The organism is Streptomyces sp. NPDC001922 (genome assembly GCF_042891165.1).
In the GTDB taxonomy this organism is placed as follows: Bacteria; Actinomycetota; Actinomycetes; order Streptomycetales; family Streptomycetaceae; genus Streptomyces.
This window is the reverse complement of record NZ_JBIASV010000013.1, coordinates 221,042-241,436: the sequence shown is the minus strand read 5'-3', so window position 1 is coordinate 241,436 and position 20,395 is coordinate 221,042. Positions and strand designations below refer to the sequence as shown.

The window sequence follows — 20,395 nt, the reverse complement described above, 5'->3', positions numbered from 1 at the left end:
CCGACGGGGCGCCGGGGCGGCCGGGACGGTCCGGGCACGTCACGGCGGTTCCCGGCGCACCACCAGGTCCGCCACGACGGGACGGTGGTCGGAGGCGATGGTTCCGGCCACCGCCGCGCCCCGTACGCCGATGCCGTCCGAGACCGTCACGTAGTCGATCCGCCGGACCGGGGCCCCCGCCGGATAGGTGGGCCGGGCCCCGGCCGGTACGGCGTCGGTCAGCCGCCTCCACAGCGGTGCCAGTTCCGGCGCCGCCGCCTCCGCGTTGAAGTCACCGACGAGGACCTGCCGCGGACACCGGCCCCCTCCGTCGCAGTCCTCGGCCATGATCCGGAGCATGTCGCCGGTCTGCGCCCGCCGGACGGCCGGGTCGGCCCGGTAGTCCAGGTGCGTCACATAGACGTGCACCGGCACGCCCCGCACGCGGACCACCGCCTCGCCGAAGCCGGGAGCGGGCGCGGGCACCGGGTGCGGATCCTGGGTCGAGAGCCGGGTGATGGCGTGGTTCCCGGTGCTCAGCACCGGGAGGCGGGACAGCACCGCCACCCCGAACTCCCGCCGGGGCCCGCCCGCCTGCGCCGGACCGAGGCTGTACAGCGGGGCGAAGAAGACCCGCATGCCCAGGGCGTCCGCCAGTTCCGCCGCCAGATCCCGCCCCTGGCTGCGGGCTCCCCAGTGGACGTCGACCTCCTGAAGGCCGATCACATCCGCCCGCAGGGCGCGCAGCGCGCGGGCCGTCCGCCCGGGGTCGAAGACGTGGTCGGCGCCCGCCCCGGCCGCGATGTTGTACGTGGCGACCCGCAGCGGCGCCTCCGCACCCGCCCGCTGCCCCACCGCCGCGAGCCGGGGTCCGGACCGCCCGCCCGGCGCCTCCGCACCCGCCCGCGGCCCCGCGCCGCCTCGGGCCACCGCTCCGGCCTGCGCGTACGGCAACGCCGCCGCCCCCGCCAGGCCCGCGGCGCACAGCAGTCGGGTCCATCGACGGCGCAGTGGCATCCGGACTCCCTCATCGGCTTCGCGCCGCTGCACCGTAACGGAGCCGTCCGCCCGATCCCCGCTTTACGGTGTACGAGACACGTTCTACGGTGTAAAGGTCAGAGTGCTCTACACCGTACAAGGGGGTCCGTGTGTCCACGACGTCCACCGAGCCGTCCACCCACCGTTCCGTCCCGCAGGGGCATCCGCGGCGCTGGCTGATCCTGGGGGTCATCTGCCTCGCCCAGCTCACGGTGCTGCTCGACAACACCGTCCTCGGCGTCGCCGTCCCCACGCTCACCGAGGAGCTCCGCGCCTCCACCGCCGATGTGCAGTGGATGATCAGCGCCTACGCCCTCGCGCAGGCCGGTCTGCTGCTCACCGCGGGCAGCGCCGCGGACCGCTACGGCCGCAAACGGCTGCTCGTCGCCGGTCTGGTCCTCTTCGGAGCAGGATCCCTCGCCGCGGGCCTGGCGCAGACGGCCGGTCAGCTGATCGCGGCCCGCGCCGGGATGGGCGTCGGCGGTGCGCTGCTCATGACGACGACGCTCGCCGTCGTCGTCCAGGTCTTCGACGAGGCCGAGCGGACGCGGGCCATCGGGGTCTGGGGTGCGGTCGGCGCGGTCGGGTTCGCCGCGGGCCCGCTGGTCGGCGGCGTGGTGCTCGACCACTTCCGGTGGGGCGCGATCTTCCTCGTCAACCTGCCCGTGGCGCTGCTCGGCCTCGTCGCGGTGGTGCTGCTCGTCCCCGAGTCGCGGGGCGCGTCCGCCGCGGACGGACCGGCGGCCGCCCGGCGGCCCGATCCCGGCGGTGCCCTGCTCAGCACGGTCGGGATGACCGGCGTCGTCTTCGCGATCATCTCCGGCCCCCGGGACGGCTGGACGGCCCCCGGGGTGCTGCTCGCGGCCCTCGTCGGGACCGCCGGGCTCCTCGCCTTCGTGCGGTGGGAGCTGCGCGTCCCGAACCCCATGCTGGACCTGTCCTTCTTCCGGGACCGCCGGTTCGCCGGCGCGGTGGCCGGCGCCGTTCTGGTGGCCTTCGGCATGGCCGGTTCGCTCTTCCTGCTCACCCAGCATCTGCAGTTCGTCCTCGGCTACGACCCGTCCGCCGCGGGCCTGCGCACCGCACCGCTCGCCCTGACCGTCGTCCTGCTCAACCTCTCGGGCGTGGGCGCCCGGCTGCTGTCGCGGCTGGGCACCCCGGCCGCCATCGTGACCGGCATGGCGCTGCTGGCCGCCGGGCTCGCCGTGATCGCCGTCCTGGGCGGCGACGGCTACGGCGGCACCCTCGCCGGGCTGCTGGCGATGGGGGCGGGGATCGCCGTCGCCATGCCCGCGATGACGAACGCGGTCATGAGCGCCATCCCGCCGGAGAAGGCCGGCGCGGGGGCGGGGCTGAACGGCACGCTCGGCGAGTTCGGCAACGGACTCGGCGTCGCCGTCCTCGGCGCCGTGCTGAACGCCCGCTTCGCGGCGCTCGTTCCACTCTCCGTGGACACCGGATCGCTGCCCGCCGCGCTCGCCGGCGCACGGACGGACGGCGACCGGGCGCGGATCGCGGATGCGTTCGCCGCCGGTCTGGGTACCGGTCAGCTCGTCGGCGCGGCGGCGGTGCTGCTGGGCGGTGTGGTCGCCGCGGTGCTGCTGCGCAGGGCCGGGTGTCCGGACCGACCTGCGGAAACGGCATAGCATCGAGTCCGGGGCGGGCCGGAGTACGGCGGCCGCTCCACCGGGCCGTCCGCCCGGCTCCCGGTGCCGGGAGCCGCCGTCGGCACCGGCGGAGAGTACGACGTGGAGGAGGGCGCCATGGCAGCTGCGGGCCGCGGATCGGGCCACGCGCGGACCAGTGTGTGGCTGGAGGGCCGCCCGGCACCCAGCCGGAGGAGCGAGCAGCCCGCGGGGCTGGACCGCGACAAGATCGTCGCGGCGACCGTACGGCTGCTCGACGCCGAGGGGCTGGCGAAGTTCTCCATGCGCCGGCTCGCCGCGGAGCTGGGGGTCACCGCGATGTCGGTGTACTGGTACGTCGACACCAAGGACGACCTGCTGGAGCTGGCGCTCGATGCCGTCACCGGCGAGATGCGGCTGCCGGAGGAGGGCGACGGCGACTGGCGCGACCGGCTGCGCCGACTGGCCGCGGAGTACCGCCGGTTGCTCGTCACCCACGTCTGGGTGTCCCCGCTGATGGGGGCGTACCTCAACGTCGGCCCGAACGCGATGGCCTTCTCCACCGCCGCGCAGGAGGTGCTGCGCACCAGCGGTCTGGCGCCCGAACAGCTGCCCGGCGCGCTGTCGCTGGTCTACCAGTTCGTCTACGGGTTCGGCACGATCGAGGGCCGGTTCGCTGCCCGCTGCCGGGAGGCGGGGATCAGCCAGGACGACTTCTTCCGCCAGGTGATGGGCACGATCGAGGACCGCCCGGAGTTCGGCCGGTCCGTGGACATCATGGAGGCCCGGGGCGGGGACAGCGTCGCCGAGATGCGCGCCCGGGACTTCGACTTCGCGCTCGACTGCGCGATCGCCGGTATCGAGGCGATGCGGCGGCGCGCGCCGGGGGAGGGAGCCGGCGAGACGTCCGGCGAGGAGCGTCCCGGTTCGGCCGGGGGGAGCGGCGGGACGGCGGACTGACCGTCCGTCCCGCCCCCAGCGGCACCGGTCACCGGCTCACCCGGTTTCCGCCGCCCGCCGTCCGCCGCCCGCCGTCCGGCTCCCGGAGTCCGCGTGGATCGCGCAGTCCGCGGCCCCTTCCCCGAAGGCCCGCCGCGTCAGCTCTCCGGCGCCAGGCGGGCGGGAAAGCCGCCCGTGGCGACCGGTCCCCAGCGCTCGGGGGTGATCCGGATGAGGGACTTGCCCTGCTTGCGCATCGCCGCCCGGTACTCGTCCCAGTCCGGGTGCTCCCCCGCGATGCAGCGGTAGTACTCGACCAGCGGCTCCACCGACTCCGGCGGGTCGACGACCTCCGCCGTCCCGTCGATCTGCACCCAGGGGCCGTTCCACTCGTCGGAGAGGACGATCAGGCTGACCCGGGCGTCGCGGCGCGCGTTCCGCGTCTTGGCGCGCTCCGGATAGGTCGACATCACCAGCCGGCCGGAGCCGTCGACCCCGCAGGTGAGCGGGGAGCCCTGGGGGCGGCCGTCGGAGCGGGTGGTCAGCAGGATCGCCCGGTGGCGGGGGCGGACGAACTCCAGCAGCCCCTCGAGGTCCACGGTCGTGTTGGTCGCGATGTTCCCAGCCATGACCGCAGACTACGGCGGAGTCAGACCGCCGGCAGCGACTCGCCCTGCACGGCCTGCACGTCCAGCTCCACCCGCAGGGTCGTGCCGATCGCCGCGATGCCCGCCGCGACCACCTGGTTGTAGTTCATCGCGAAGTCCTCGCGCCGCAGCTCGGCGGTGGCGCGGAAGGCCGCCCGCACGCCGCCCCACGGGTCGGGGCCGGTGCCCAGGTAGACCAGGTCCAGGGCGACGTCGCGGGCCACCCCGTGCAGCGACAGTTCGCCCTGCACCGTCCAGCGGTCCGGGCCGGCCGGGGTCAGCCCCGTGCTCCGGTAGCGGATCTCCGGGAACCGCTCGACGTCCAGGAAGTCCGGGGACTTCAGATGCCCGTCGCGCAGCGCGTTGCCGGTGTCCACGCTCTCCGCGCGGATCACCGCCTCGACCCGGGAGTCCGCGAGGTCGCCGGCGATGACGATCCGGCCCGCGAAGTCCGTGAACCGGCCGTGCACGCTGGAGATGCCGAGGTGCTGGGCGACCGCGCCGACCGAGGAGTGCGCCGGGTCGAGCGTCCACACGCCGGGCGGCGGCAGTTCCACGCCGCCCTGCCGGGCCAGCACGACCGTGCCGACGTCCGCCCGGCCCGATGCGGTGACCATGGCCGTCGAGGCGGCCGGCGCGTAGCCGACGGCCGTGACGATCACGGTGTACGCCCCGGGAGCCAGCGGCTCCTCGCTCCGGACGCCGCCGTCCTCGTCGGCGGCCGCCCGCAGCACCTGGCTGCCCGTCATGTCCGTGACGGTCAGCACCGCGTGCTGCACCGCCCAGCCGTCCCGGGTGCGGACCTGTGCCCGCAGCCCCGTACCGGCACCGAGTCCTGGTGTGGTCATCACCGCTCCTGCTTGATCGTCCTGTGCGGGCCCCGGGCGGCGGTGCGCCGGGCCGTCCCCTGCCCCGCGCACCGCCGGCCGGGCCTGTCCCCTGACGGCCGGTGGGGTCCCACCCGCCGGGGCGGGGCCGCGTCTCCGCTGTACGCGCCCCCGCCCGGGGGTCTGCTACTCGCCCGGGTGGGCGAGTTCGATGTCGTGGCCGTCGACGCCCTGTCCGGTGACCGGCAGGGGCTGCGCGACCGGCGGGTAGCCGCTCGCGATGACCGTGTAGTCGCCCGCGTCCAGGTCGGCGAAGGCGTACGCGCCGTCGTCGCCGGTGGTGGAGGTGGCCACCACGTTCCCGGCCGCGTCGACCAGCGTCACCCGCGCGTCCGGCAGCGGACGGCGGTCCGCTCCGGCCCGTACGGTGCCCTGGACCAGCACACCGGCCCGGAGCTCCACCGCGATCCGGGTGACGCCCTGGCCGCCGACCTCGACCGGCAGTGCCAGCGGCCGGAAGCCGGGCGCGTTGACCGCGACCGTGAAGGTGCCGGGCACCAGGTCCTCGAAGCCGAACTCGCCCTCGCCGGAGGTCCGGCCGGTGGCCAGCACCTCGCCGCGGACATCGGTGACGACGACCATCGCCCCGTCGACCGGCAGGCTGTCGGCGGCGTTGCGCACCAGGCCGGCCAGCCCGCTGGTGCCGGAGAGCAGCAGGTCGTAGCCGAGCGGCTCGTCGCCGACGAGCACGGTCGACGCCTGCGGCTGGTGCCCGTCGGCGGAGGCGATCAGGACGTACGAGCCGGAGCCCGGGGCGTCCAGGGTGTAGCCGCCGTCGGCGTGCGCCACGGACCGGCCCAGCTGACGTCCGCCGAGGGAGATCAGGGTGACCGCGGCCTGCGGCACGGGGTGGCCGTCGGCGTTCCGGACGAAGCCGTGGATCGCGGTGCCGTTGCCCAAGGGGGCTCCGGCACCGTCACCGGCCGCGGCGAACGCCATGGTCGCGGCCTCGGCGGCCGGGGCGGTCGCCTCCGCGGCGGTCGCCTCCGGGGCGGCCGGGGCGGCCACGCTCACCAGCGCCGGCTCCGGCCCGGTGGCCGCGGCCGCCGGAGCGGACTCCGGGACCGGGGCGGTCTCCGTCGCGGACTGCTGGAGCCCGCTCCGGGTGCGCAGCGGCACCTCCTTGATGAAGAGCACCACCAGCAGGGCGACCAGCGCGACCGGCGCCGCGTACAGGAAGACATCGCCCACACCGTGGCCGTACGCGCTCTCGACGACCGTACGGATCGGGGCCGGCATCGCGTCCAGGTCGGGCAGCGTCTTGGTGTCGCCGCCGCCCTGCGCCGCCCGCGCGACCTTGGGGCCGAGCTCCTCCAGCCCCTCCTTCACGTGGTGCGTGATGCGGTTGCTGAGCGCCGCGCCGAGCGCCGAGACGCCGACCGCGCCGCCGAGCGTGCGGAAGAAGGTGACGACGGAGCTCGCCGCGCCGAGGTCCTTGGGGTCGACCTGGTTCTGGGTGGCCAGGACCAGGTTCTGCATCATCATGCCGAGGCCCAGGCCGAGCGCGACCATGAAGATCGCCATGTGCCAGTACTCGGTGTCGTACCGGAGGGTGCCCAGCAGGCCGAGGCCCGCCGTCACCAGCACGCCGCCGGAGACCAGCCAGACCTTCCAGCGGCCGGTCCGGGTGATCACCAGGCCGGAGACCGTGGAGGAGACGAACAGACCGGCGATCATCGGGATGGTCATGACGCCGGACATCGTCGGCGACTTGTCCCGGGCCAGCTGGAAGTACTGGCTGAGGAAGACGGTGGCGCCGAACATCGCGACACCCACGAAGAGGCTGGCGACGGAGGCCAGGCTGATCGTCTTGTTCCGGAACAGGTGCAGCGGCATGATCGGCTCGCTCGCCCGGGACTCGATCAGGACGAAGATCGCGCCGAGCACGATCGAGCCGCCGACCATGGCGTAGGTCTGCCAGGAGATCCAGTCGTACTTGTCACCGGCCAGGGTGACCCAGACCAGCAGCAGGGAGACCGCCGCGGTGATGAAGAACGCACCGCTCCAGTCGACCTTCACGTCCCGCTTCACCACGGGCAGCTTCAGCGTCTTCTGCAGCACGATCAGCGCGATGACCGCGAACGGCACACCGACGTAGAAGCACCAGCGCCAGCCCAGCCAGTCGGTGTCGGTGATGACACCGCCGATGAGCGGGCCGCCGACGGTGGCGACGGCGAAGGTCGCGCCCAGGTAGCCGCTGTACCTGCCGCGCTCCCGCGGGGAGATCATCGCGGCCATGATGATCTGCGCGAGCGCCGTGAGGCCGCCCGCGCCGATGCCCTGGACCACCCGGCAGGCGATCAGCATCGAGGTGTTCTGCGACAGGCCCGCGACGACCGAGCCGAGGACGTAGATCACCAGCGATATCTGGACCAGGGTCTTCTTGCTGGTGAGGTCGGCGAGCTTGCCCCACAGGGGGGTGGACGCGGTGGTCGCGAGCAGGGCCGCGGTGACGACCCAGGTGTAGGCGCTCTGGCCGCCGTCGAGATCCTTGATGATCTCCGGCAGCGCGTTGGAGACGATCGTCGACGACAGGATCGCGACGAACATGCCGAGCATCAGCCCGGACAGCGCCTCCAGGATCTGCCGGTGGGTCATGGGTGCGGCGTGCCCGGCGTGCGCGCCGGTGCCCGCGTCCTCCCGCACACCGGCCGGTGTGGTGGTGGTCATGCTGTTCCTTGTCCTCATGCGGGTGTACGGGTGGTGGTGTCGGTGGTGGGGTGGCTCCGGGACCGGCAGTCGCCGAAGCTGCCGCGCAACTTGGCCAGCAGCTCGTTGAGCTGTCCGACCTCCTGGTCGGACCAGTCCCGCAGGGCCCGGGCGAGCATCTCCGCATAGCGGTCGGAGACCGTCCGGAGAAACGCCTCGCCGTCGGCGGTGAGCCGCAGCAGCCGGGACCGCCGGTCCAGCGGGTCCGACTGCCGCTCGACCCAGCCGTAGCCGACGACGTGCGCCACATGCCTGCTGGTGACGGACATGTCGATGGCGAGCAGCTCGGCGAGCCTGCTCATCCGCATCTCGCCGTGCCGGTGCAGCAGGGTCAGCACGCCGGCCGACCCGGGCGGGCACTCGTGCGGCAGGATCCGCGCGAGCTCCCGCTTCACCGCGCCGATGGCGCTGAGCTGCCGGGCCAGCTCCTCGTACTGGCTCTGCGCTGCCATGCACTCTCTCCCCGAGCTATCAGTTGCTTAGGGCAACCATAGAAGCAGTTGGTTGCCGAAGGCAAATGAGTTCGGGGTGGATCCGGCAAAGGAATCGGAAAGGCTCCGTCCGGTGGCGGTCAATGCCGCGCACCGGCTTCGAACACCGAGGTGGCGGCCGACTCCGGCGCGCCCCAGGGGTTGGGGCGGCCCCGCCGGTTCGCTAGGGTCCTGGCCCATGACGAACAACCCCCACGCTCCCCAGGGTCAGCAGGACCCGGCGGGCAGCACGCAGATGTTCCGCGCCTTCGTCGACGAGGGCGAACCGCAGGGCCGGCCCGCGGCCACCGCGTCGTCCGGGCCGCGCACCGGTCTCGTCCTCGGTGTGATCGCCGTCGTCGCGATCGTCGTCGGGGTGGCCTGGCTCGCCCTGAGCTGACGCCGTCCGGGTCCGGCCGCCGCCGGTCCCGCCGGACCGGCACGTGCCGGTCCGCTTCCGTGGTCCCGACGGGAGTGGCCTCGCGGTCACTCCCAGTCGACGTCCACGTCCCGGGTCTCGATGTGCATGCCCAGCGGCACCCGCCAGGCGTCCACGCACACGGTCCAGGTCCTCTTCAGCCGTGCCCCGCCCGCGATGGGGACGGGCAGCGCCTGCTCCGACCCGAGCGTCGCCCAGTCGACGCCGAGTCCGCCGATGACGTGCGTGGAGAAGCCGACCCGGCCCGATCGCACCGGCCGGTCACCGGTGTTGCGCAGCACGAGCGACACCTTCTCGCACCAGCGCCGGTCGGTGGCGGTGCGCTCGGGAGCGCCCACCGACAGCGCCGCGGGCCGCTGCGGAGCCGGGGTCGAGGGTGTGGGATCCGCCCCACCGCCCGAACCGCCGGAGCCTCCCGACCCGCCCGGACCGCCGGTCCCGCCCGAGCCGCCCGAACTCCCCGTACCGCCGGAGCCTCCCGAACCGCCGCCGTCCGTGCCTCCGGGGCCCGCGGTGCCTCCGGATCCGCCCCGGCCGCCGTGCGCGCCGCCGCCCGAGCCGTCGCTCCCGCCGCCGTGCGTACCGGACCGGGAGTCCGCAGCCGCATCCGAACCGCCCTCGGAACGGCCCTTCTCGCTGCCGCCGGCACCCTCCCGGCCCGGTGTCGATCCCTCCGGCCGTCCGGAACGCCCGCCGTCCGCGCCGTCGCCCTGCCCCGCGGCTCCGGTGTCCCGCTCCCCCGGCCTCCGGCCCGGGCCGTCGGTGCCCCCGTCCAGCGGGACCAACGTCACCCCGCCGTCGGGCGGTACGGCCTTGCCGGGTGCCGTCGGCCCCGGTCCGGCGGCGCCGGCCGCCACATAGCCGTCGTCGCCGCCGCTGCCGCAGCCGGCGACCGGCACCGCCAGACACAGCACGGCCGCCGAGGAGACGAGCACCGTCCCCCGGCGGCCGTGCGGCAGCAGGCCTCGCGTCGTCCGTCGCATCGTCGGGCACCTCCCAGCGTCGGCTGGGCGACAGTGTTGCTGACGATGCGTCAGTTGTGAAGCGGGCGGCACCGCCTCAGTCCGCGATGAGTCCTTCCCGGAGCTGGGCGAGCGTCCGGGTGAGCAGGCGGGAGACGTGCATCTGGGAGATGCCGACCTCCTCGCCGATCTGGGACTGCGTCATGTTCGCGAAGAACCGGAGCATGATGATCTGCCGCTCCCGGGGCGGGAGTTTGGCGAGCAGCGGCTTCAGCGACTCGCGGTACTCCACCCCCTCCAGCGCCGAGTCCTCGTACCCCAGCCGGTCCGCGAGCGAGCCCTCGCCGCCGTCGTCCTCCGGGGACGGGGAGTCCAGCGAGCTCGCCGTGTAGGCGTTGCCCACGGCCAGCCCGTCGACCACGTCCTCCTCCGACACCCCGAGGCAGGCGGCGAGTTCGGTGACGGTCGGCGACCGGTCGAGCTGCTGCGCGAGCTCGTCGCTGGCCTTGGTCAGCGCCAGGCGCAGCTCCTGGAGCCGGCGCGGCACCCGCACCGACCAACTCGTGTCGCGGAAGAAGCGCTTGATCTCGCCGACGACGGTCGGCATCGCGAACGTCGGGAACTCCACGCCCCGTTCGCAGTCGAACCGGTCGATCGCCTTGATCAGGCCGATCGTTCCGACCTGGACGATGTCCTCCATCGGCTCGTTCCGGCTGCGGAACCGGGCCGCGGCGTAGCGCACCAGGGGGAGGTTCAGCTCGATCAGGGTGTCGCGGACATAGGTGCGCTCGGGGCTGTCCCGGTCGAGGGCGGCGAGCCGCAGGAACAGGGATCGGGAGAGGGTGCGGGTGTCGATGGCGTCGCAGTCGTCGAGCACGTGCGGTGCGTCAGTGGTGAGCACCTTCGAGCTGCCCAGTTCTACGGACATGCCACCCCCTTGAGGTCGCGGACGGATCCCGGCGGCGCTCTCGCTGTCGAGTGACGCCTCCACCTGAATACCGGAGGCGAAGCTGCGGCAAACGCAGTTTCTGCAGAATGTCACATGTCGGCAACACGCTGTAGCGCCAAGTCGACATATCTGCGCTGGAATCGGTCCCTCGTTCCGGCTACGTCTCGATCCGATTTGCGGACCTCAGCCGGGCGAAGCTCCGGGACAGCAGGCGGGACACGTGCATCTGAGAGACCCCCAGCTCCGCGCTGATCTGGGACTGCGTCAGATTGCTGTAGTAGCGGAGCAGCAGAATCCGCTGCTCCCGCTCGGGCAGCTGTACGAGCAGGTGCCGGACGAGGTCCCGGTGCTCCACCCCGGCCAGCGCGGGGTCCTCGTAGCCCAGCCGGTCGAGGAGGCCGGGCAGTCCGTCGCCCTCCTGGGCCGCCTCCAGCGAGGTCGCGTGGTACGACCGGCCGGCCTCGATGCAGGCCAGCACGTCCTCCTCAGCGATCTTCAGCCGCTCCGCGATCTCCGCCGTGGTCGGCGACCGGCCGTGCTGCACCGTCAGGTCCTCGGTGGCGCCGTTCACCTGGACCCAGAGCTCGTGCAGCCGGCGCGGCACGTGGACGGTCCGTACGTTGTCCCGGAAGTAGCGCTTGATCTCGCCCACGACCGTCGGCATCGCGAAGGTCGGGAACTGCACCCCGCGCTCCGGGTCGAACCGGTCGATGGCGTTGATGAGCCCGATCGTGCCGACCTGGACGACGTCCTCCATCGGCTCGTTACGGCTCCGGAAGCGGGCCGCGGCGTAGCGCACCAGGGGTAGATTCGCCTCGATGAGCGCCGCGCGCACGCGCGTGTGCTCCGGTGTGCCGGGTTCGAGGGCGGAGAGCTCCTTGAAGAGCACCTGGGTCAGCGCCCTGGTGTCCGCGCCGCGGCTCTCCCGGCTCTTCCCGGCGCCCTCGCCCTGGGGTGGCGTCGCTTCGGACGCGGTACGGGCCGACGCGGTCATGCCACCCCTTTTCGGGTCTCGGGTCAACCTCTGGCAAAAGCGGTCATAGCATCACAAGACATGTGCACTGTGTGCAAGCACCGTATAAAGCCGTGTTGACGGCAAGTTGGGGCGTTTTACGGGCATACAACAAGGCCCCTCGCCTGTGCGGCGAGGGGCCTTGCGTCAGTTACGGATCAGAACTCGTAGTCGGCGATCACCCAGGTGGCGAAGGCGCGCCACTGCGCCACGCCCGCCTGGTGCGCCGGGTGCTCCAGATAGCGCTGCAGGGCGTCCCGGTCGGCGACCGCGGAGTTGATCGCGAAGTCGTAGGCGATCGGCCGGTCCGAGATGTTCCAGGCGCACTCCCAGAACTCCAGCTCGGGGATGAGGTCGCCGAGTTCCTGGAAGGCCCGGACGCCCGCGGCGACGCGCTCCTCGTCGCGCTGCACGCCGTCATTGAGCTTGAAGAGGACCAGGTGGCGGATCATCGGGGACTCCTGGGGGGAACGGCACCCGGCGGTCAGTTGACCAGCTGGGTCATGAACTCGCCGACGCCCTGCGCGGCGCTGGAGATGCCCTCGAAGCCTATCTGGACCAGGTCGGCCGCCCGCTCGGGGGACGTGATGATCGTGTACAGCACGAAGACGATGACCACGTACTGCGCGATCTTCTTCGTCTGCGCCATGCCGTGCCGCCTCCTCCGCCGCTGTGTGCCACCGCCCGTCCCCTGCGCGGTCGCGTGAGTCTATCCACAGATACCGCCGAACAGGGGACCCGGTGGGGACCGTTCAACGGGTCTCCGCGGGCACGGCTCCGGCCCGTCACGGGATGTGCGCGGGCCGGGGACGGGAAACGCGAAGGCCCCCGCCGGTTTCCCGGCGGGGGCCTTCGTCGAAGCGGTAGCGGTGGGATTTGAACCCACGGAGGAGTTGCCCCCTCACACGCTTTCGAGGCGTGCTCCTTAGGCCGCTCGGACACGCTACCGAGAGAGAGCCTAGCGGACGGGGGGCCGGGATCCGAAATCGGTATCGGATCCGCGGAAGAATCGGGTGAGGAGACCGGCGCACTCCTCGGCCAGCACGCCCTCGATGACCTCCGGCCGGTGGTTGAGCCGGCGGTCCCGGACGACGTCCCACAGCGAGCCCACGGCGCCCGCCTTCTCGTCGGCCGCCCCGTAGACCACCCGGTCGACCCGGGACAGCACGGTCGCGCCCGCGCACATCGTGCAGGGCTCCAGCGTCACCACGAGCGTGCAGCCCGCCAGCCGCCACTCGCCGAGGACCTGCGCGGCCTCCCGGAGCGCGAGGACCTCCGCATGGGCCGTGGGGTCACCGGTGGCCTCCCGCTCGTTGTGGCCGCGCCCCAGCACCGTGCCGTCCGGGCCCAGCACGACCGCGCCGACCGGCACGTCCCCCCGGCCCGGGGCCCGTACGGCCTCCTGGAGCGCCAGGCGCATCGGCGCGTGCCACGGGTCGCGCAGGGGGTCGGGGTGCGGGGAGGCGGAGGTGTCCATGGGGACAGTGTCCCCTCAGCCGGCCCGCTGCTGAGGGGGCCTCGCACTGCGCCCGCCCGGGGCGCGCGGTCCGGCACCGCCGCACCGCTCCGGCGCCCCGCGACGCACGGCACGCGACCTCCATCGGGCGCGCATGTGCGAGGACTCCTCAGCGGACGGCCTCCAGGACGTCCATGCAGCCCAGCGCCTCGGCGATGACGCCCAGGGCGTCGCCGTCCAGGGTCCGCAGCTGCCGTTCGGTCATGCCCAGGTCGTCGAGGATCCGGGAGTCGCCGATCGGGCCGGGCGGAACGACCTCGTCCGGGTCCTCCCCGTCCTCGCTGCCCTCCGGCTCCCCGTCCTCCGTGCCGTCGAGGTCGACCAGCCGGTCCAGGTCCTCCTCGGGGTCACGGCCGAGCAGTTCGTCGGTGAGCAGGATCTCCCCGTAGGAGCTGCGGGCGGCGGCGGCCGCGTCCGAGATGTAGATGCGCGGATCCTCCTCGCCGTCCACCCGGACGACGCCGAACCACGCGTCCTCCTGCTCGATGAAGGCCAGTACCGTGTCGTCGTCGACCGATGCCTCACGGGCCAGATCCGCGAGATCGGCCAGGGTTTCCACATCGTCGAGCTCTGTGTCGCTCGCTTCCCACCCGTCTTCGGTGCGCGCGAGCAGTGCGGCGAAGTACACCGTGACTCTCCCACTGGTCATAGGCGTGTACCGGGTCCGACGGGAACAGTGCTTCTCCTCTGGGCCCGCCCACTCGGAATCGTGGCAGAAAGAACGCCTCCGCGAGAGGTCTTCCGCTGTGCGTCGTGCACCAGTCCTGCAATCGGACCGCATTTCGGGCCCGTCGCGGACCTACCAGCGGAAGGTGCGCATCCGCATCTGCTGGCGCATCCGGGCCGCCCGGGCGCGGCGCGGCTGGACCCGCTCGCGCAGTTCCTTGGCCTCGTTCAGTTCGCGCAGGAACTGGGCGCGTCGCCGCCGCCGGTCCGTGTCGTTCTCCGGCGCGGGCGTGCCCCTCGGCTGGCTCCGGTCCGGCATGTGCACACCTCCCCGGGCTGGGCACCGTCCGGTATGACGGTGCCGGGGTTCGCCCCTGTGCCGGTGGCCGGGGCTCATCTGCCCACCTTCCCCCCGAATGCCGGTTTGACGCCATCGGAAGCGCCCGGACGGCCCTGCACCCCCGGCCCCGGCGCGGTCCGCGCCGGGGCTCGGTTAGTGTCGTTGCCATGCGGACCCACGTCGTCGACCACCCGCTGGTGGCGCACAAACTCACCACGCTGCGCGACCGGCGCACCGATTCCCCCACCTTCCGGCGGCTCGCCGACGAGCTGGTCACCCTGCTCGCCTACGAGGCGACCCGCGATGTGCGCACCGACCGGGTGGACATCGAGACCCCCGTCACCGCCACGACCGGGGTGCGGCTGTCGCACCCGCGCCCGCTGGTGGTGCCGATCCTCCGCGCGGGGCTCGGCATGCTCGACGGCATGGTGCGGCTGCTGCCGACCGCCGAGGTGGGCTTCCTGGGCATGATCCGGGACGAAGAGACGCTCCAGGCCTCCACCTACGCCACCCGGATGCCCGAGGACCTCTCCGGCCGCCAGGTCTACGTCCTCGACCCGATGCTGGCCACCGGCGGCACCCTGGTCGCCGCGATCCAGGAGCTGATCTCCCGCGGCGCGGACGACGTCACGGCGATCTGCCTGCTGGCCGCGCCGGAGGGCGTGGAGCTGATGGAGCGCGAGCTCGCCGGGACGCCGGTCACCGTGGTCACGGCCGCGGTCGACGAGCGGCTCAACGAGCACGGCTACATCGTCCCGGGCCTCGGTGACGCGGGCGACCGGATGTACGGCACGGCCGGTTAGGTTCCGTCCGGGGCGGGCCGCGCGGCCCGCCCGGTCAGCACTTCTCGCCGCGGGAGGCGGAGGGCGCAGGCGAGGGGCTGGTCAGATCGACCAGCGCCCGGTCGGCGTCCTTCTTCTTCTCCAGGGCGGTGAATTCGTCGCCGAGGATCAGGTCGACGTCCTCGCCCGTGCGGTCGTCCGACCGGGACGAGGCGCCGCCGAGCTGCGTGCCCAGCACCTTCAGCCGGGACTCGGCGCCGTTCGGCGCGCCCAGCAGTATCCCCGCGCCCTTGACCTTCTTGTCGTAGGCGGCGGGGGCGTTGCCCACCTTGCCGACCTTGAAGCCGCGCTTCTTCAGCTCGTCCGCGGTCTTCTTGGCCAGCCCACTGCGCTTGGTGGCGTTGTAGACGTTCACGGTGATCTCGCCGGGTTCCGGCACGGGCTCGGCCGACGGGGTCGGCACGGCGGCCGGCCGGCAGGCCGTACTGCCCGCCGCGCGGGTGGTGGTGCCGCCGGTGAACACGTCGATGAGCTGCAACGTCCCCCAGCCGACCAGCCCGACGGAGGCCGCCGCGCCGACCACGGCGAGCACGATGCGGCGGCGGTTGCGGGGCCGGCGCATCCGCGGGTACCGGTCCCCCGTGATGCGGTACTTTCCGCCCATGCCGGGGGGAGTCAGCATGCTCATGGGCGCAGCGTAGCCCCGACTGTCGGCTGTGCCTACTAAATGATCAATGCGTGGCGCCCAGGCCAACCCAAAAGGGTCAATGTGCCTGGCCGCGCCGGGTGTCGGGGGTGCCGGTCAGCCGAGTTCGAGGACGCGGGCGTGCAGCACCTGGCGCTGCTGGAGCGCCGCCCGCACCGCGCGGTGCAGCCCGTCCTCCAGGTAGAGGTCGCCCTGCCACTTCACGACATGGGCGAAGAGGTCGCCGTAGAACGTCGAGTCCTCGGCGAGGAGCGTCTCGAGGTCGAGCTGGCCCTTGGTGGTGACGAGCTGGTCGAGGCGTACCGGGCGTGGGGCGACATCCGCCCACTGGCGGGTGCTGTCCCGGCCGTGGTCGGGGTACGGCCGCCCGTTTCCGATGCGCTTGAAGATCACACGGAAAGCCTACCGGTCCCGACGCTCCGGGCGCAGCCATGGCGCAGAGTGCAAAGGTGGCGAACGGTTGCAAGACGGCACCGACAGCAGAGCGGAATGAGGCATTCCGCCTTGTTGGACCCCTGGGAGGGCCCTGTCGGGGGTGGTTCCGGCGGCGGCTCTCTCCGGGGGTGTCGCGACCGGATTTCCGGGCGTTGCGAGGGGGCGTGGTGTTCGTTGCCGAGTGGATTGAGCGGGTCACGGGCCGTCCGGGGGCAGCAGCCGGGCGGCCCGCATCTGGAGGTAGCGGCGCTCCGGGACGCTGAGCGTGCGCCGCGCCGCCAGGGCGAAGGCGTCGCGCGCCCCCTCGCGGTCGCCCGCCTTCTCCAGCAGATGGCCGCGCACCGCTTCGAGCCGGTGGTGGCCCGCCAGCCGGTCCTCCAGGCGTCCGACCTCGGTGAGTCCCGCCCGGGGGCCGTGCACCATGGCGACCGCGACGGCTCTGCCCAGCTCGGCCATGGGCTCGGGGGCCAGCCGCACCAGCACGTCGTACAGGGCGAGGATCTGCGGCCAGTCGGTGTCCTCGGCGCGCTCCGCCTCGTCGTGCAGGGCCGCGATGGCCGCCTGCACCTGGTACGCGCCCGCCGGTCCCTGCGACAGGGCCTCCTCCACCAGCGCGGTGCCCTCGGTGATCGCCCGCCGGTCCCAGCGGGTTCGGTCCTGTTCGTCGAGCGGGATCAGTTCGCCGTGCGGGCCGGAGCGCGCGGCGCTGCGGGCCTCGGTGAGCAGTATCAGCGCCAGCAGCCCGGTCACCGAGCCCTCCCGGGGCAGCAGCCGGCGCATGGCCCGGGCCAGCCGGATCGCCTCACCGGCGAGTTCGGCGCGGTGCAGCCGGCTCCCCGATGTCGCGGTGTAGCCCTCGTTGTAGATCAGGTAGAGCACCTGGAGCACCGCGGCGAGCCGCCGGTCCCGGTCCTCGGCGCCCGGCTGCCGGAACGGCACCCCCCGGATCCGCTGCTTGGCCCGGCTGATGCGCTGCGCCATCGTCGCCTCGGGCACCAGGTGCGCGCGGGCGATCTCCGCCGTGGTCAGGCCGCCCACCGCCCGCAGGGTGAGCGCGATCTGGGCGGCGGGGGTGAGATCGGGGTGGCAGCAGAGGAAGAACAGGGTGAGGGTGTCGTCCTCGGACGGGGCGCGGCCGACGCCCGGCGGTGGCGCCGTGAAGGCGTCCCGCGGAGTGAGCGCCGCAGCCGTCTCCTCACGTCGGCGCCGGGCCTCGTCGCTGCGCAGCTGATCCACGAGGCGCCGGGAGGCCACCCTGATCAGCCAGCCGCGCGGGTTCTCCGGCACGCCCTTCTCCGGCCACTGCTGCGCGGCGGCGAGCAGCGCCTCCTGCACCGAGTCCTCGGCCTGGTCGAAGTGGCCGTACCGGCGGACCAGCGCGCCGAGGACCTGCGGCGCGTGGCGGCGCAGCAGGTCCTCGACCTCGCTGTTGCGTCTCATGGACCGCCTCGGCAAGCGTCCTGGAAGGGCAGCCGTCCCGGCTCAGCAGCCTTCCTGGATGGGCCGGATGACCACGGGGTAGTCGGGAGCACCCTCCGGGACTGGGCACTGTGCGACGCGTGCCGCGATCTCGGTGACCCGCTCCAGGCTCTCGCAGTCCAGGACCCAGTACCCGGCGAGCAGTTCCTTGGTCTCGCCGTACGGGCCGTCCGTGACGACCGGGCGGCCGTCCGCACCCGCGCTCACCAGACGGGTGCCGGCGGGCTCCGTCAGGCCCTGCGCGTCGACCATCTCGCCGGTCTCCGCGAGGTCGTTGTTGATCGCCTCCATGTGGGCGAACATCGCCTGGATCTCCTGCTCGCTCCAGGCCGGGCTGTGCTCGGAGGCCTTGCCGGCCATCGCCTCGTAGTCGGCCTGGGTGCCCTGCACCATCACCAGATACTTCATGGCTCCTGCTCCCTCGGATGCGGCGTCGCCCCAGCGGGCAACTCTCACAGGGGACGTCGGGGCCGGGGACCGGTTCTCGACACCGCGCGGAGAAAATCCCGGAACCACTCTCCGGGGCTACTCCGGACAGGGGCCGCCGGGGCCGGACCGGGGGCCTTCAGCGGCCGGGGCCTCACTCCCCGCCGAGCCAGGAGTCCGGCCCGAAGATCTCGTAGTGGATCGCGTGTGCCGGTACGCCGCGGCGCAGCAACTGGCCGCGGAGCGCGCGCAGGAACGGCGGCGGGCCGCACAGGCAGGCGGTGAGCCCGTCCGGGAGGTCGAGCGTGCCGAGGTCGGCGAGGCCCGTCGCGGCCCCGGCGGCCGGGTCGCCGGGCTCCTCGTGCCGGTCGCCGTTCTCCTCGTACCAGAGGTGCAGCCGGGCGTCCGGGTGGGACGCGACCAACCGCCGCTGTTCCTCCCGGTGCGCGTGGCCGGCCGGGGAGCGGTCGGCGTGCACCACCGTCAGCGGGCGGCGGGAACCGGTGGCGACGAGATGCCCGAGCATGGCCAGCATCGGCGTGCTGCCGATGCCCGCGGACGCCAGCAGCAGCGGACCGTCCCCCTCCGGCAGCGTCAGATCCCCGAACGGTTCCGACACCGTGAGCACGTCCCCCACCCGCGCGTGCGTGTGCAGCCAGGAGGAGACCTCGCCCTCCGGTCCCGTTCCGCCCCGGACGCGTTTGACGCTGATGCGCCACCGGTCGCCGCCGGGTGCCGCGGAGAGGCTGTACTGCCGGATCTGCCGTGCGCCGTCGGGGAGTTGGGACCGGACGCTGACGTACTGGCCGGGGCGGAAGGGGCCGGCGGGACGGCCGTCGGCGCGCCGCAGCACGAGCGAGATCACGTCGGGGGTCTCCCGGTGCCGCTCCGCGATCTCCATCCGGTGCCAGACCTCGCCGTCCGCGACGCCCGCCTGCCGGTAGAGGCGGGACTCGGCGGCGATCAGCGTGTCGGCCATCAGCCAGTAGACCTCGTCCCACGCGGCGGCCACCTCGGGGGTGACGGCGTCGCCGAGCGTCTCGGCTATCGCCGCGAAGAGGTGCTCGTGGACGATCTTGTACTGGTCGGGGGTGACGCCGAGGGCCGCGTGCCGGTGCGCGATTCTGCCGATCATCGCGTCCGGTCCGGATCCGGGGCTGTTCAGCAGCATCCCGGCGAACGCGGCGATGGAGCCCGCCAGCGCCTTCCGCTGCTCGCCGTTGGCCTGGTTGCCCCGGTTGAACAGGTCGCGCAGCAGCTCGGGGTGGGCGGTGAACAGCTTCCGGTAGAACAGCTCGGTGATCTCGCCGAGGGCGGCGCCGACGGCGGGCAGAGTGGCGCGGACGACCGGGACGGACTGCTCGGAGAGCACGGCGACTCCTAATTGGTAAATGATCTTCATATTTTGATGGATGGGTGTCGGCCCCTGGAGGGGGTCATGGGCTGGGGCTCGAGGGCTGAGGGCTCGGGGCCCGGGGTGGTGGTCCTGCGGCCGGGGGCGCTCAGGCTCCCGGGCCGGTCACTGCGGCGGGCGGCCGGAGAGTCCGACCAGTACGGGGCCGGTGGGCGAGGCCACCAGGTCGGTCACCGTCAGGGGATCGAGCGTGGCGTAGAACGCCTCCTGGGCGTCGCGCAGTGCCCGGCGGAGCCGGCACGCCCCGCGCAGCGGGCACGGCGGATCGCCCTCGCAGGCGACGACCTCGCCCTCCCCTTCCAGCTCGCGCACCAGCCAGCCGATGGAGGCCCGGCGGCCGGTGCCGGTCAGTTCGAGGCCGCCCCCGCGGCCCCGTCGCGCCTCCAGAACGTCGAGGTGCTGCAGTCGCGTGATCGCCTTCGCCATGTGGGCGTAGGGGACGTCCATGGCCTCCGCCACCTCCCGCGTGGTCAGAGATCCGCCCTGCTCGGAGACCGCCAGGCGCATCACGGCACGGAGCGCCAGGTCGGTGAACTTCGTCAGCCGCACACCCTGACGGTATCAAAGTTGCATCCAAGATGCCTATTTGATGCCGCCGGTGCCGCGCACCCTGCGCCCGACGGCGGCAAATGCTTCCGCGCCGCGCCGAAGTGGAAGGTAAGTTCGCTACTGGACAGGCAAGTTGACTGACAGCCGGCCCCCACTGTTCGAAGGAGACAACATGACTCAGCCCGACATCGCACAGCCCCCCTTCGCCGCCCTGTGCACCTCGCTCGCGGCGCTCGGCACCGCGCTGGTGGCCCTCGCGAGCCAGCTGCGCACCGCCGGCTACGAGCAGTACGTGGAGTCCGTGGGCCACGCCGGCGGCATGATGTGGGTCACCGCGGGCCTCACCGCGTACACCTGGTACCGGCACCGTCAGCAGCACTCCGGCTGACGGCCGGCTGCGACGGCGGGCGGTCCGGGGCCGCGGCT

General features: G+C 73.1%; 24 protein-coding genes and 1 tRNA gene. 5 read left to right on the top strand and 20 right to left on the bottom strand.

Annotated features, from left to right (window positions below; all coding sequences use genetic code 11):
* Window positions 1–39: 39 nt before the first annotated feature.
* Window positions 40–996, bottom strand: coding sequence for an endonuclease/exonuclease/phosphatase family protein (locus tag ACFYYR_RS24830; protein WP_388857522.1), 957 nt, complete (start codon window positions 994–996; stop codon window positions 40–42).
* A gap of 131 nt (window positions 997–1,127) precedes the next feature.
* On the opposite strand from ACFYYR_RS24830, the gene ACFYYR_RS24825 reads away from it, so the two are divergent.
* On the top strand, window positions 1,128–2,663 hold the full coding sequence (locus tag ACFYYR_RS24825) for an MFS transporter (RefSeq protein WP_388857519.1): 1,536 nt from the start codon (window positions 1,128–1,130) through the stop codon (window positions 2,661–2,663).
* A gap of 117 nt (window positions 2,664–2,780) precedes the next feature.
* A complete protein-coding gene (locus ACFYYR_RS24820) occupies window positions 2,781–3,602 on the top strand; it encodes a TetR/AcrR family transcriptional regulator C-terminal domain-containing protein (protein WP_388857516.1) in 822 nt (273 codons plus the stop codon).
* 137 nt (window positions 3,603–3,739) lie between these two features.
* Here ACFYYR_RS24820 and ACFYYR_RS24815 read toward each other — a convergent pair whose 3' ends face one another.
* The 4 genes from ACFYYR_RS24815 to ACFYYR_RS24800 all read right to left on the bottom strand — a co-directional run bounded on the left by ACFYYR_RS24815 (window position 3,740) and on the right by ACFYYR_RS24800 (window position 8,276).
* Window positions 3,740–4,210 carry a PPOX class F420-dependent oxidoreductase gene (locus tag ACFYYR_RS24815; RefSeq protein ID WP_388857513.1) on the bottom strand — a complete coding sequence of 157 codons (471 nt, stop codon included), beginning with the start codon at window positions 4,208–4,210 and terminating at the stop codon, window positions 3,740–3,742.
* Window positions 4,211–4,230: 20 nt separating this feature from the next.
* Window positions 4,231–5,076, bottom strand: a complete 846-nt coding sequence (locus tag ACFYYR_RS24810) for a YceI family protein (RefSeq protein ID WP_388857510.1) — start codon at window positions 5,074–5,076, stop codon at window positions 4,231–4,233.
* Between the two features lie 165 nt (window positions 5,077–5,241).
* Entirely contained in the window at window positions 5,242–7,785 is a 2,544-nt protein-coding gene (locus ACFYYR_RS24805) for an MFS transporter (protein ID WP_388857507.1), read from the bottom strand.
* A gap of 14 nt (window positions 7,786–7,799) precedes the next feature.
* Entirely contained in the window at window positions 7,800–8,276 is a 477-nt protein-coding gene (locus ACFYYR_RS24800) for a MarR family winged helix-turn-helix transcriptional regulator (RefSeq protein WP_388857504.1), read from the bottom strand.
* Between the two features lie 217 nt (window positions 8,277–8,493).
* Between ACFYYR_RS24800 and ACFYYR_RS24795 the strand changes: the two genes are divergently transcribed.
* Complete coding sequence (locus ACFYYR_RS24795; RefSeq protein ID WP_388857501.1) at window positions 8,494–8,694, top strand: hypothetical protein; 201 nt, start codon at window positions 8,494–8,496, stop codon at window positions 8,692–8,694.
* Between the two features lie 86 nt (window positions 8,695–8,780).
* Here ACFYYR_RS24795 and ACFYYR_RS24790 read toward each other — a convergent pair whose 3' ends face one another.
* From ACFYYR_RS24790 to ACFYYR_RS24750, 9 genes are all read right to left on the bottom strand, one after another.
* Window positions 8,781–9,716, bottom strand: coding sequence for a hypothetical protein (locus ACFYYR_RS24790; protein WP_388857498.1), 936 nt, complete (start codon window positions 9,714–9,716; stop codon window positions 8,781–8,783).
* Between the two features lie 76 nt (window positions 9,717–9,792).
* Window positions 9,793–10,623, bottom strand: coding sequence for an RNA polymerase sigma factor SigF (locus tag ACFYYR_RS24785; RefSeq protein WP_388857495.1), 831 nt, complete (start codon window positions 10,621–10,623; stop codon window positions 9,793–9,795).
* A 178-nt stretch (window positions 10,624–10,801) separates the two neighbouring features.
* Window positions 10,802–11,638: an RNA polymerase sigma factor SigF gene (locus ACFYYR_RS24780; RefSeq protein WP_351514633.1), complete on the bottom strand. Its 837-nt coding sequence runs from the start codon at window positions 11,636–11,638 to the stop codon at window positions 10,802–10,804.
* A gap of 176 nt (window positions 11,639–11,814) precedes the next feature.
* Entirely contained in the window at window positions 11,815–12,108 is a 294-nt protein-coding gene (locus ACFYYR_RS24775; protein ID WP_351514635.1) for a Dabb family protein, read from the bottom strand.
* A 32-nt stretch (window positions 12,109–12,140) separates the two neighbouring features.
* Entirely contained in the window at window positions 12,141–12,305 is a 165-nt protein-coding gene (locus ACFYYR_RS24770) for a hypothetical protein (RefSeq protein WP_388857491.1), read from the bottom strand.
* Window positions 12,306–12,517: 212 nt separating this feature from the next.
* A tRNA-Ser gene (locus ACFYYR_RS24765) sits at window positions 12,518–12,604 on the bottom strand.
* A gap of 10 nt (window positions 12,605–12,614) precedes the next feature.
* On the bottom strand, window positions 12,615–13,133 hold the full coding sequence (gene tadA / locus ACFYYR_RS24760; protein WP_388857488.1) for a tRNA adenosine(34) deaminase TadA: 519 nt from the start codon (window positions 13,131–13,133) through the stop codon (window positions 12,615–12,617).
* A 148-nt stretch (window positions 13,134–13,281) separates the two neighbouring features.
* The gene (locus ACFYYR_RS24755; RefSeq protein WP_388857627.1) at window positions 13,282–13,800 is read right to left on the bottom strand and encodes a hypothetical protein; all 519 of its coding nucleotides are present in this window, start codon (window positions 13,798–13,800) and stop codon (window positions 13,282–13,284) included.
* A gap of 171 nt (window positions 13,801–13,971) precedes the next feature.
* Window positions 13,972–14,157: a hypothetical protein gene (locus ACFYYR_RS24750; RefSeq protein ID WP_351514671.1), complete on the bottom strand. Its 186-nt coding sequence runs from the start codon at window positions 14,155–14,157 to the stop codon at window positions 13,972–13,974.
* Window positions 14,158–14,345: 188 nt separating this feature from the next.
* On the opposite strand from ACFYYR_RS24750, the gene upp reads away from it, so the two are divergent.
* Window positions 14,346–14,981 carry a uracil phosphoribosyltransferase gene (upp, locus tag ACFYYR_RS24745; RefSeq protein WP_388857483.1) on the top strand — a complete coding sequence of 212 codons (636 nt, stop codon included), beginning with the start codon at window positions 14,346–14,348 and terminating at the stop codon, window positions 14,979–14,981.
* 34 nt (window positions 14,982–15,015) lie between these two features.
* On the opposite strand, the gene ACFYYR_RS24740 is transcribed toward upp, so the two are convergent.
* From ACFYYR_RS24740 to nsrR, 6 genes are all read right to left on the bottom strand, one after another.
* Complete coding sequence (locus ACFYYR_RS24740) at window positions 15,016–15,648, bottom strand: LytR C-terminal domain-containing protein (RefSeq protein ID WP_388857480.1); 633 nt, start codon at window positions 15,646–15,648, stop codon at window positions 15,016–15,018.
* A 114-nt stretch (window positions 15,649–15,762) separates the two neighbouring features.
* Complete coding sequence (locus ACFYYR_RS24735; RefSeq protein WP_030543771.1) at window positions 15,763–16,059, bottom strand: type II toxin-antitoxin system VapB family antitoxin; 297 nt, start codon at window positions 16,057–16,059, stop codon at window positions 15,763–15,765.
* A gap of 237 nt (window positions 16,060–16,296) precedes the next feature.
* Window positions 16,297–17,541 (bottom strand): RNA polymerase sigma factor, encoded by a 1,245-nt coding sequence (locus ACFYYR_RS24730; protein ID WP_388857477.1) that lies wholly within the window; start codon window positions 17,539–17,541, stop codon window positions 16,297–16,299.
* A 42-nt stretch (window positions 17,542–17,583) separates the two neighbouring features.
* Window positions 17,584–17,988, bottom strand: a complete 405-nt coding sequence (locus ACFYYR_RS24725; protein ID WP_388857474.1) for a YciI family protein — start codon at window positions 17,986–17,988, stop codon at window positions 17,584–17,586.
* Window positions 17,989–18,160: 172 nt separating this feature from the next.
* Window positions 18,161–19,378 (bottom strand): globin domain-containing protein, encoded by a 1,218-nt coding sequence (locus tag ACFYYR_RS24720; protein ID WP_388857624.1) that lies wholly within the window; start codon window positions 19,376–19,378, stop codon window positions 18,161–18,163.
* A 147-nt stretch (window positions 19,379–19,525) separates the two neighbouring features.
* Window positions 19,526–19,969 carry a nitric oxide-sensing transcriptional repressor NsrR gene (gene nsrR / locus ACFYYR_RS24715; protein WP_388857471.1) on the bottom strand — a complete coding sequence of 148 codons (444 nt, stop codon included), beginning with the start codon at window positions 19,967–19,969 and terminating at the stop codon, window positions 19,526–19,528.
* Between the two features lie 172 nt (window positions 19,970–20,141).
* Here nsrR and ACFYYR_RS24710 point away from each other — a divergent pair, with 172 nt between their 5' ends.
* Entirely contained in the window at window positions 20,142–20,357 is a 216-nt protein-coding gene (locus ACFYYR_RS24710) for an SCO3870 family protein (RefSeq protein ID WP_388857468.1), read from the top strand.
* Window positions 20,358–20,395 lie beyond the last annotated feature (38 nt).

Bases quoted from the DNA above. Each gene is read 5' to 3' on its own strand.
- upp (WP_388857483.1), top strand. From the start codon at position 14,346: ATGCGGACCCACGTCGTCGACCACCCGCTGGTGGCGCACAAACTCACC.
- ACFYYR_RS24775 (WP_351514635.1), bottom strand. From the start codon at position 12,108: ATGATCCGCCACCTGGTCCTCTTCAAGCTCAATGACGGCGTGCAGCGC.
- ACFYYR_RS24795 (WP_388857501.1), top strand. From the start codon at position 8,494: ATGACGAACAACCCCCACGCTCCCCAGGGTCAGCAGGACCCGGCGGGC.
- ACFYYR_RS24800 (WP_388857504.1), bottom strand. From the start codon at position 8,276: ATGGCAGCGCAGAGCCAGTACGAGGAGCTGGCCCGGCAGCTCAGCGCC.
- ACFYYR_RS24740 (WP_388857480.1), bottom strand. From the start codon at position 15,648: ATGAGCATGCTGACTCCCCCCGGCATGGGCGGAAAGTACCGCATCACG.
- ACFYYR_RS24780 (WP_351514633.1), bottom strand. From the start codon at position 11,638: ATGACCGCGTCGGCCCGTACCGCGTCCGAAGCGACGCCACCCCAGGGC.
- ACFYYR_RS24710 (WP_388857468.1), top strand. From the start codon at position 20,142: ATGACTCAGCCCGACATCGCACAGCCCCCCTTCGCCGCCCTGTGCACC.
- ACFYYR_RS24830 (WP_388857522.1), bottom strand. From the start codon at position 996: ATGCCACTGCGCCGTCGATGGACCCGACTGCTGTGCGCCGCGGGCCTG.
- ACFYYR_RS24750 (WP_351514671.1), bottom strand. From the start codon at position 14,157: ATGCCGGACCGGAGCCAGCCGAGGGGCACGCCCGCGCCGGAGAACGAC.
- ACFYYR_RS24790 (WP_388857498.1), bottom strand. From the start codon at position 9,716: ATGCGACGGACGACGCGAGGCCTGCTGCCGCACGGCCGCCGGGGGACG.
- ACFYYR_RS24810 (WP_388857510.1), bottom strand. From the start codon at position 5,076: ATGACCACACCAGGACTCGGTGCCGGTACGGGGCTGCGGGCACAGGTC.
- ACFYYR_RS24805 (WP_388857507.1), bottom strand. From the start codon at position 7,785: ATGACCACCACCACACCGGCCGGTGTGCGGGAGGACGCGGGCACCGGC.
- ACFYYR_RS24770 (WP_388857491.1), bottom strand. From the start codon at position 12,305: ATGGCGCAGACGAAGAAGATCGCGCAGTACGTGGTCATCGTCTTCGTG.
- ACFYYR_RS24785 (WP_388857495.1), bottom strand. From the start codon at position 10,623: ATGTCCGTAGAACTGGGCAGCTCGAAGGTGCTCACCACTGACGCACCG.
- ACFYYR_RS24820 (WP_388857516.1), top strand. From the start codon at position 2,781: ATGGCAGCTGCGGGCCGCGGATCGGGCCACGCGCGGACCAGTGTGTGG.
- ACFYYR_RS24730 (WP_388857477.1), bottom strand. From the start codon at position 17,541: ATGAGACGCAACAGCGAGGTCGAGGACCTGCTGCGCCGCCACGCGCCG.
- ACFYYR_RS24815 (WP_388857513.1), bottom strand. From the start codon at position 4,210: ATGGCTGGGAACATCGCGACCAACACGACCGTGGACCTCGAGGGGCTG.
- ACFYYR_RS24725 (WP_388857474.1), bottom strand. From the start codon at position 17,988: ATGAAGTATCTGGTGATGGTGCAGGGCACCCAGGCCGACTACGAGGCG.
- tadA (WP_388857488.1), bottom strand. From the start codon at position 13,133: ATGGACACCTCCGCCTCCCCGCACCCCGACCCCCTGCGCGACCCGTGG.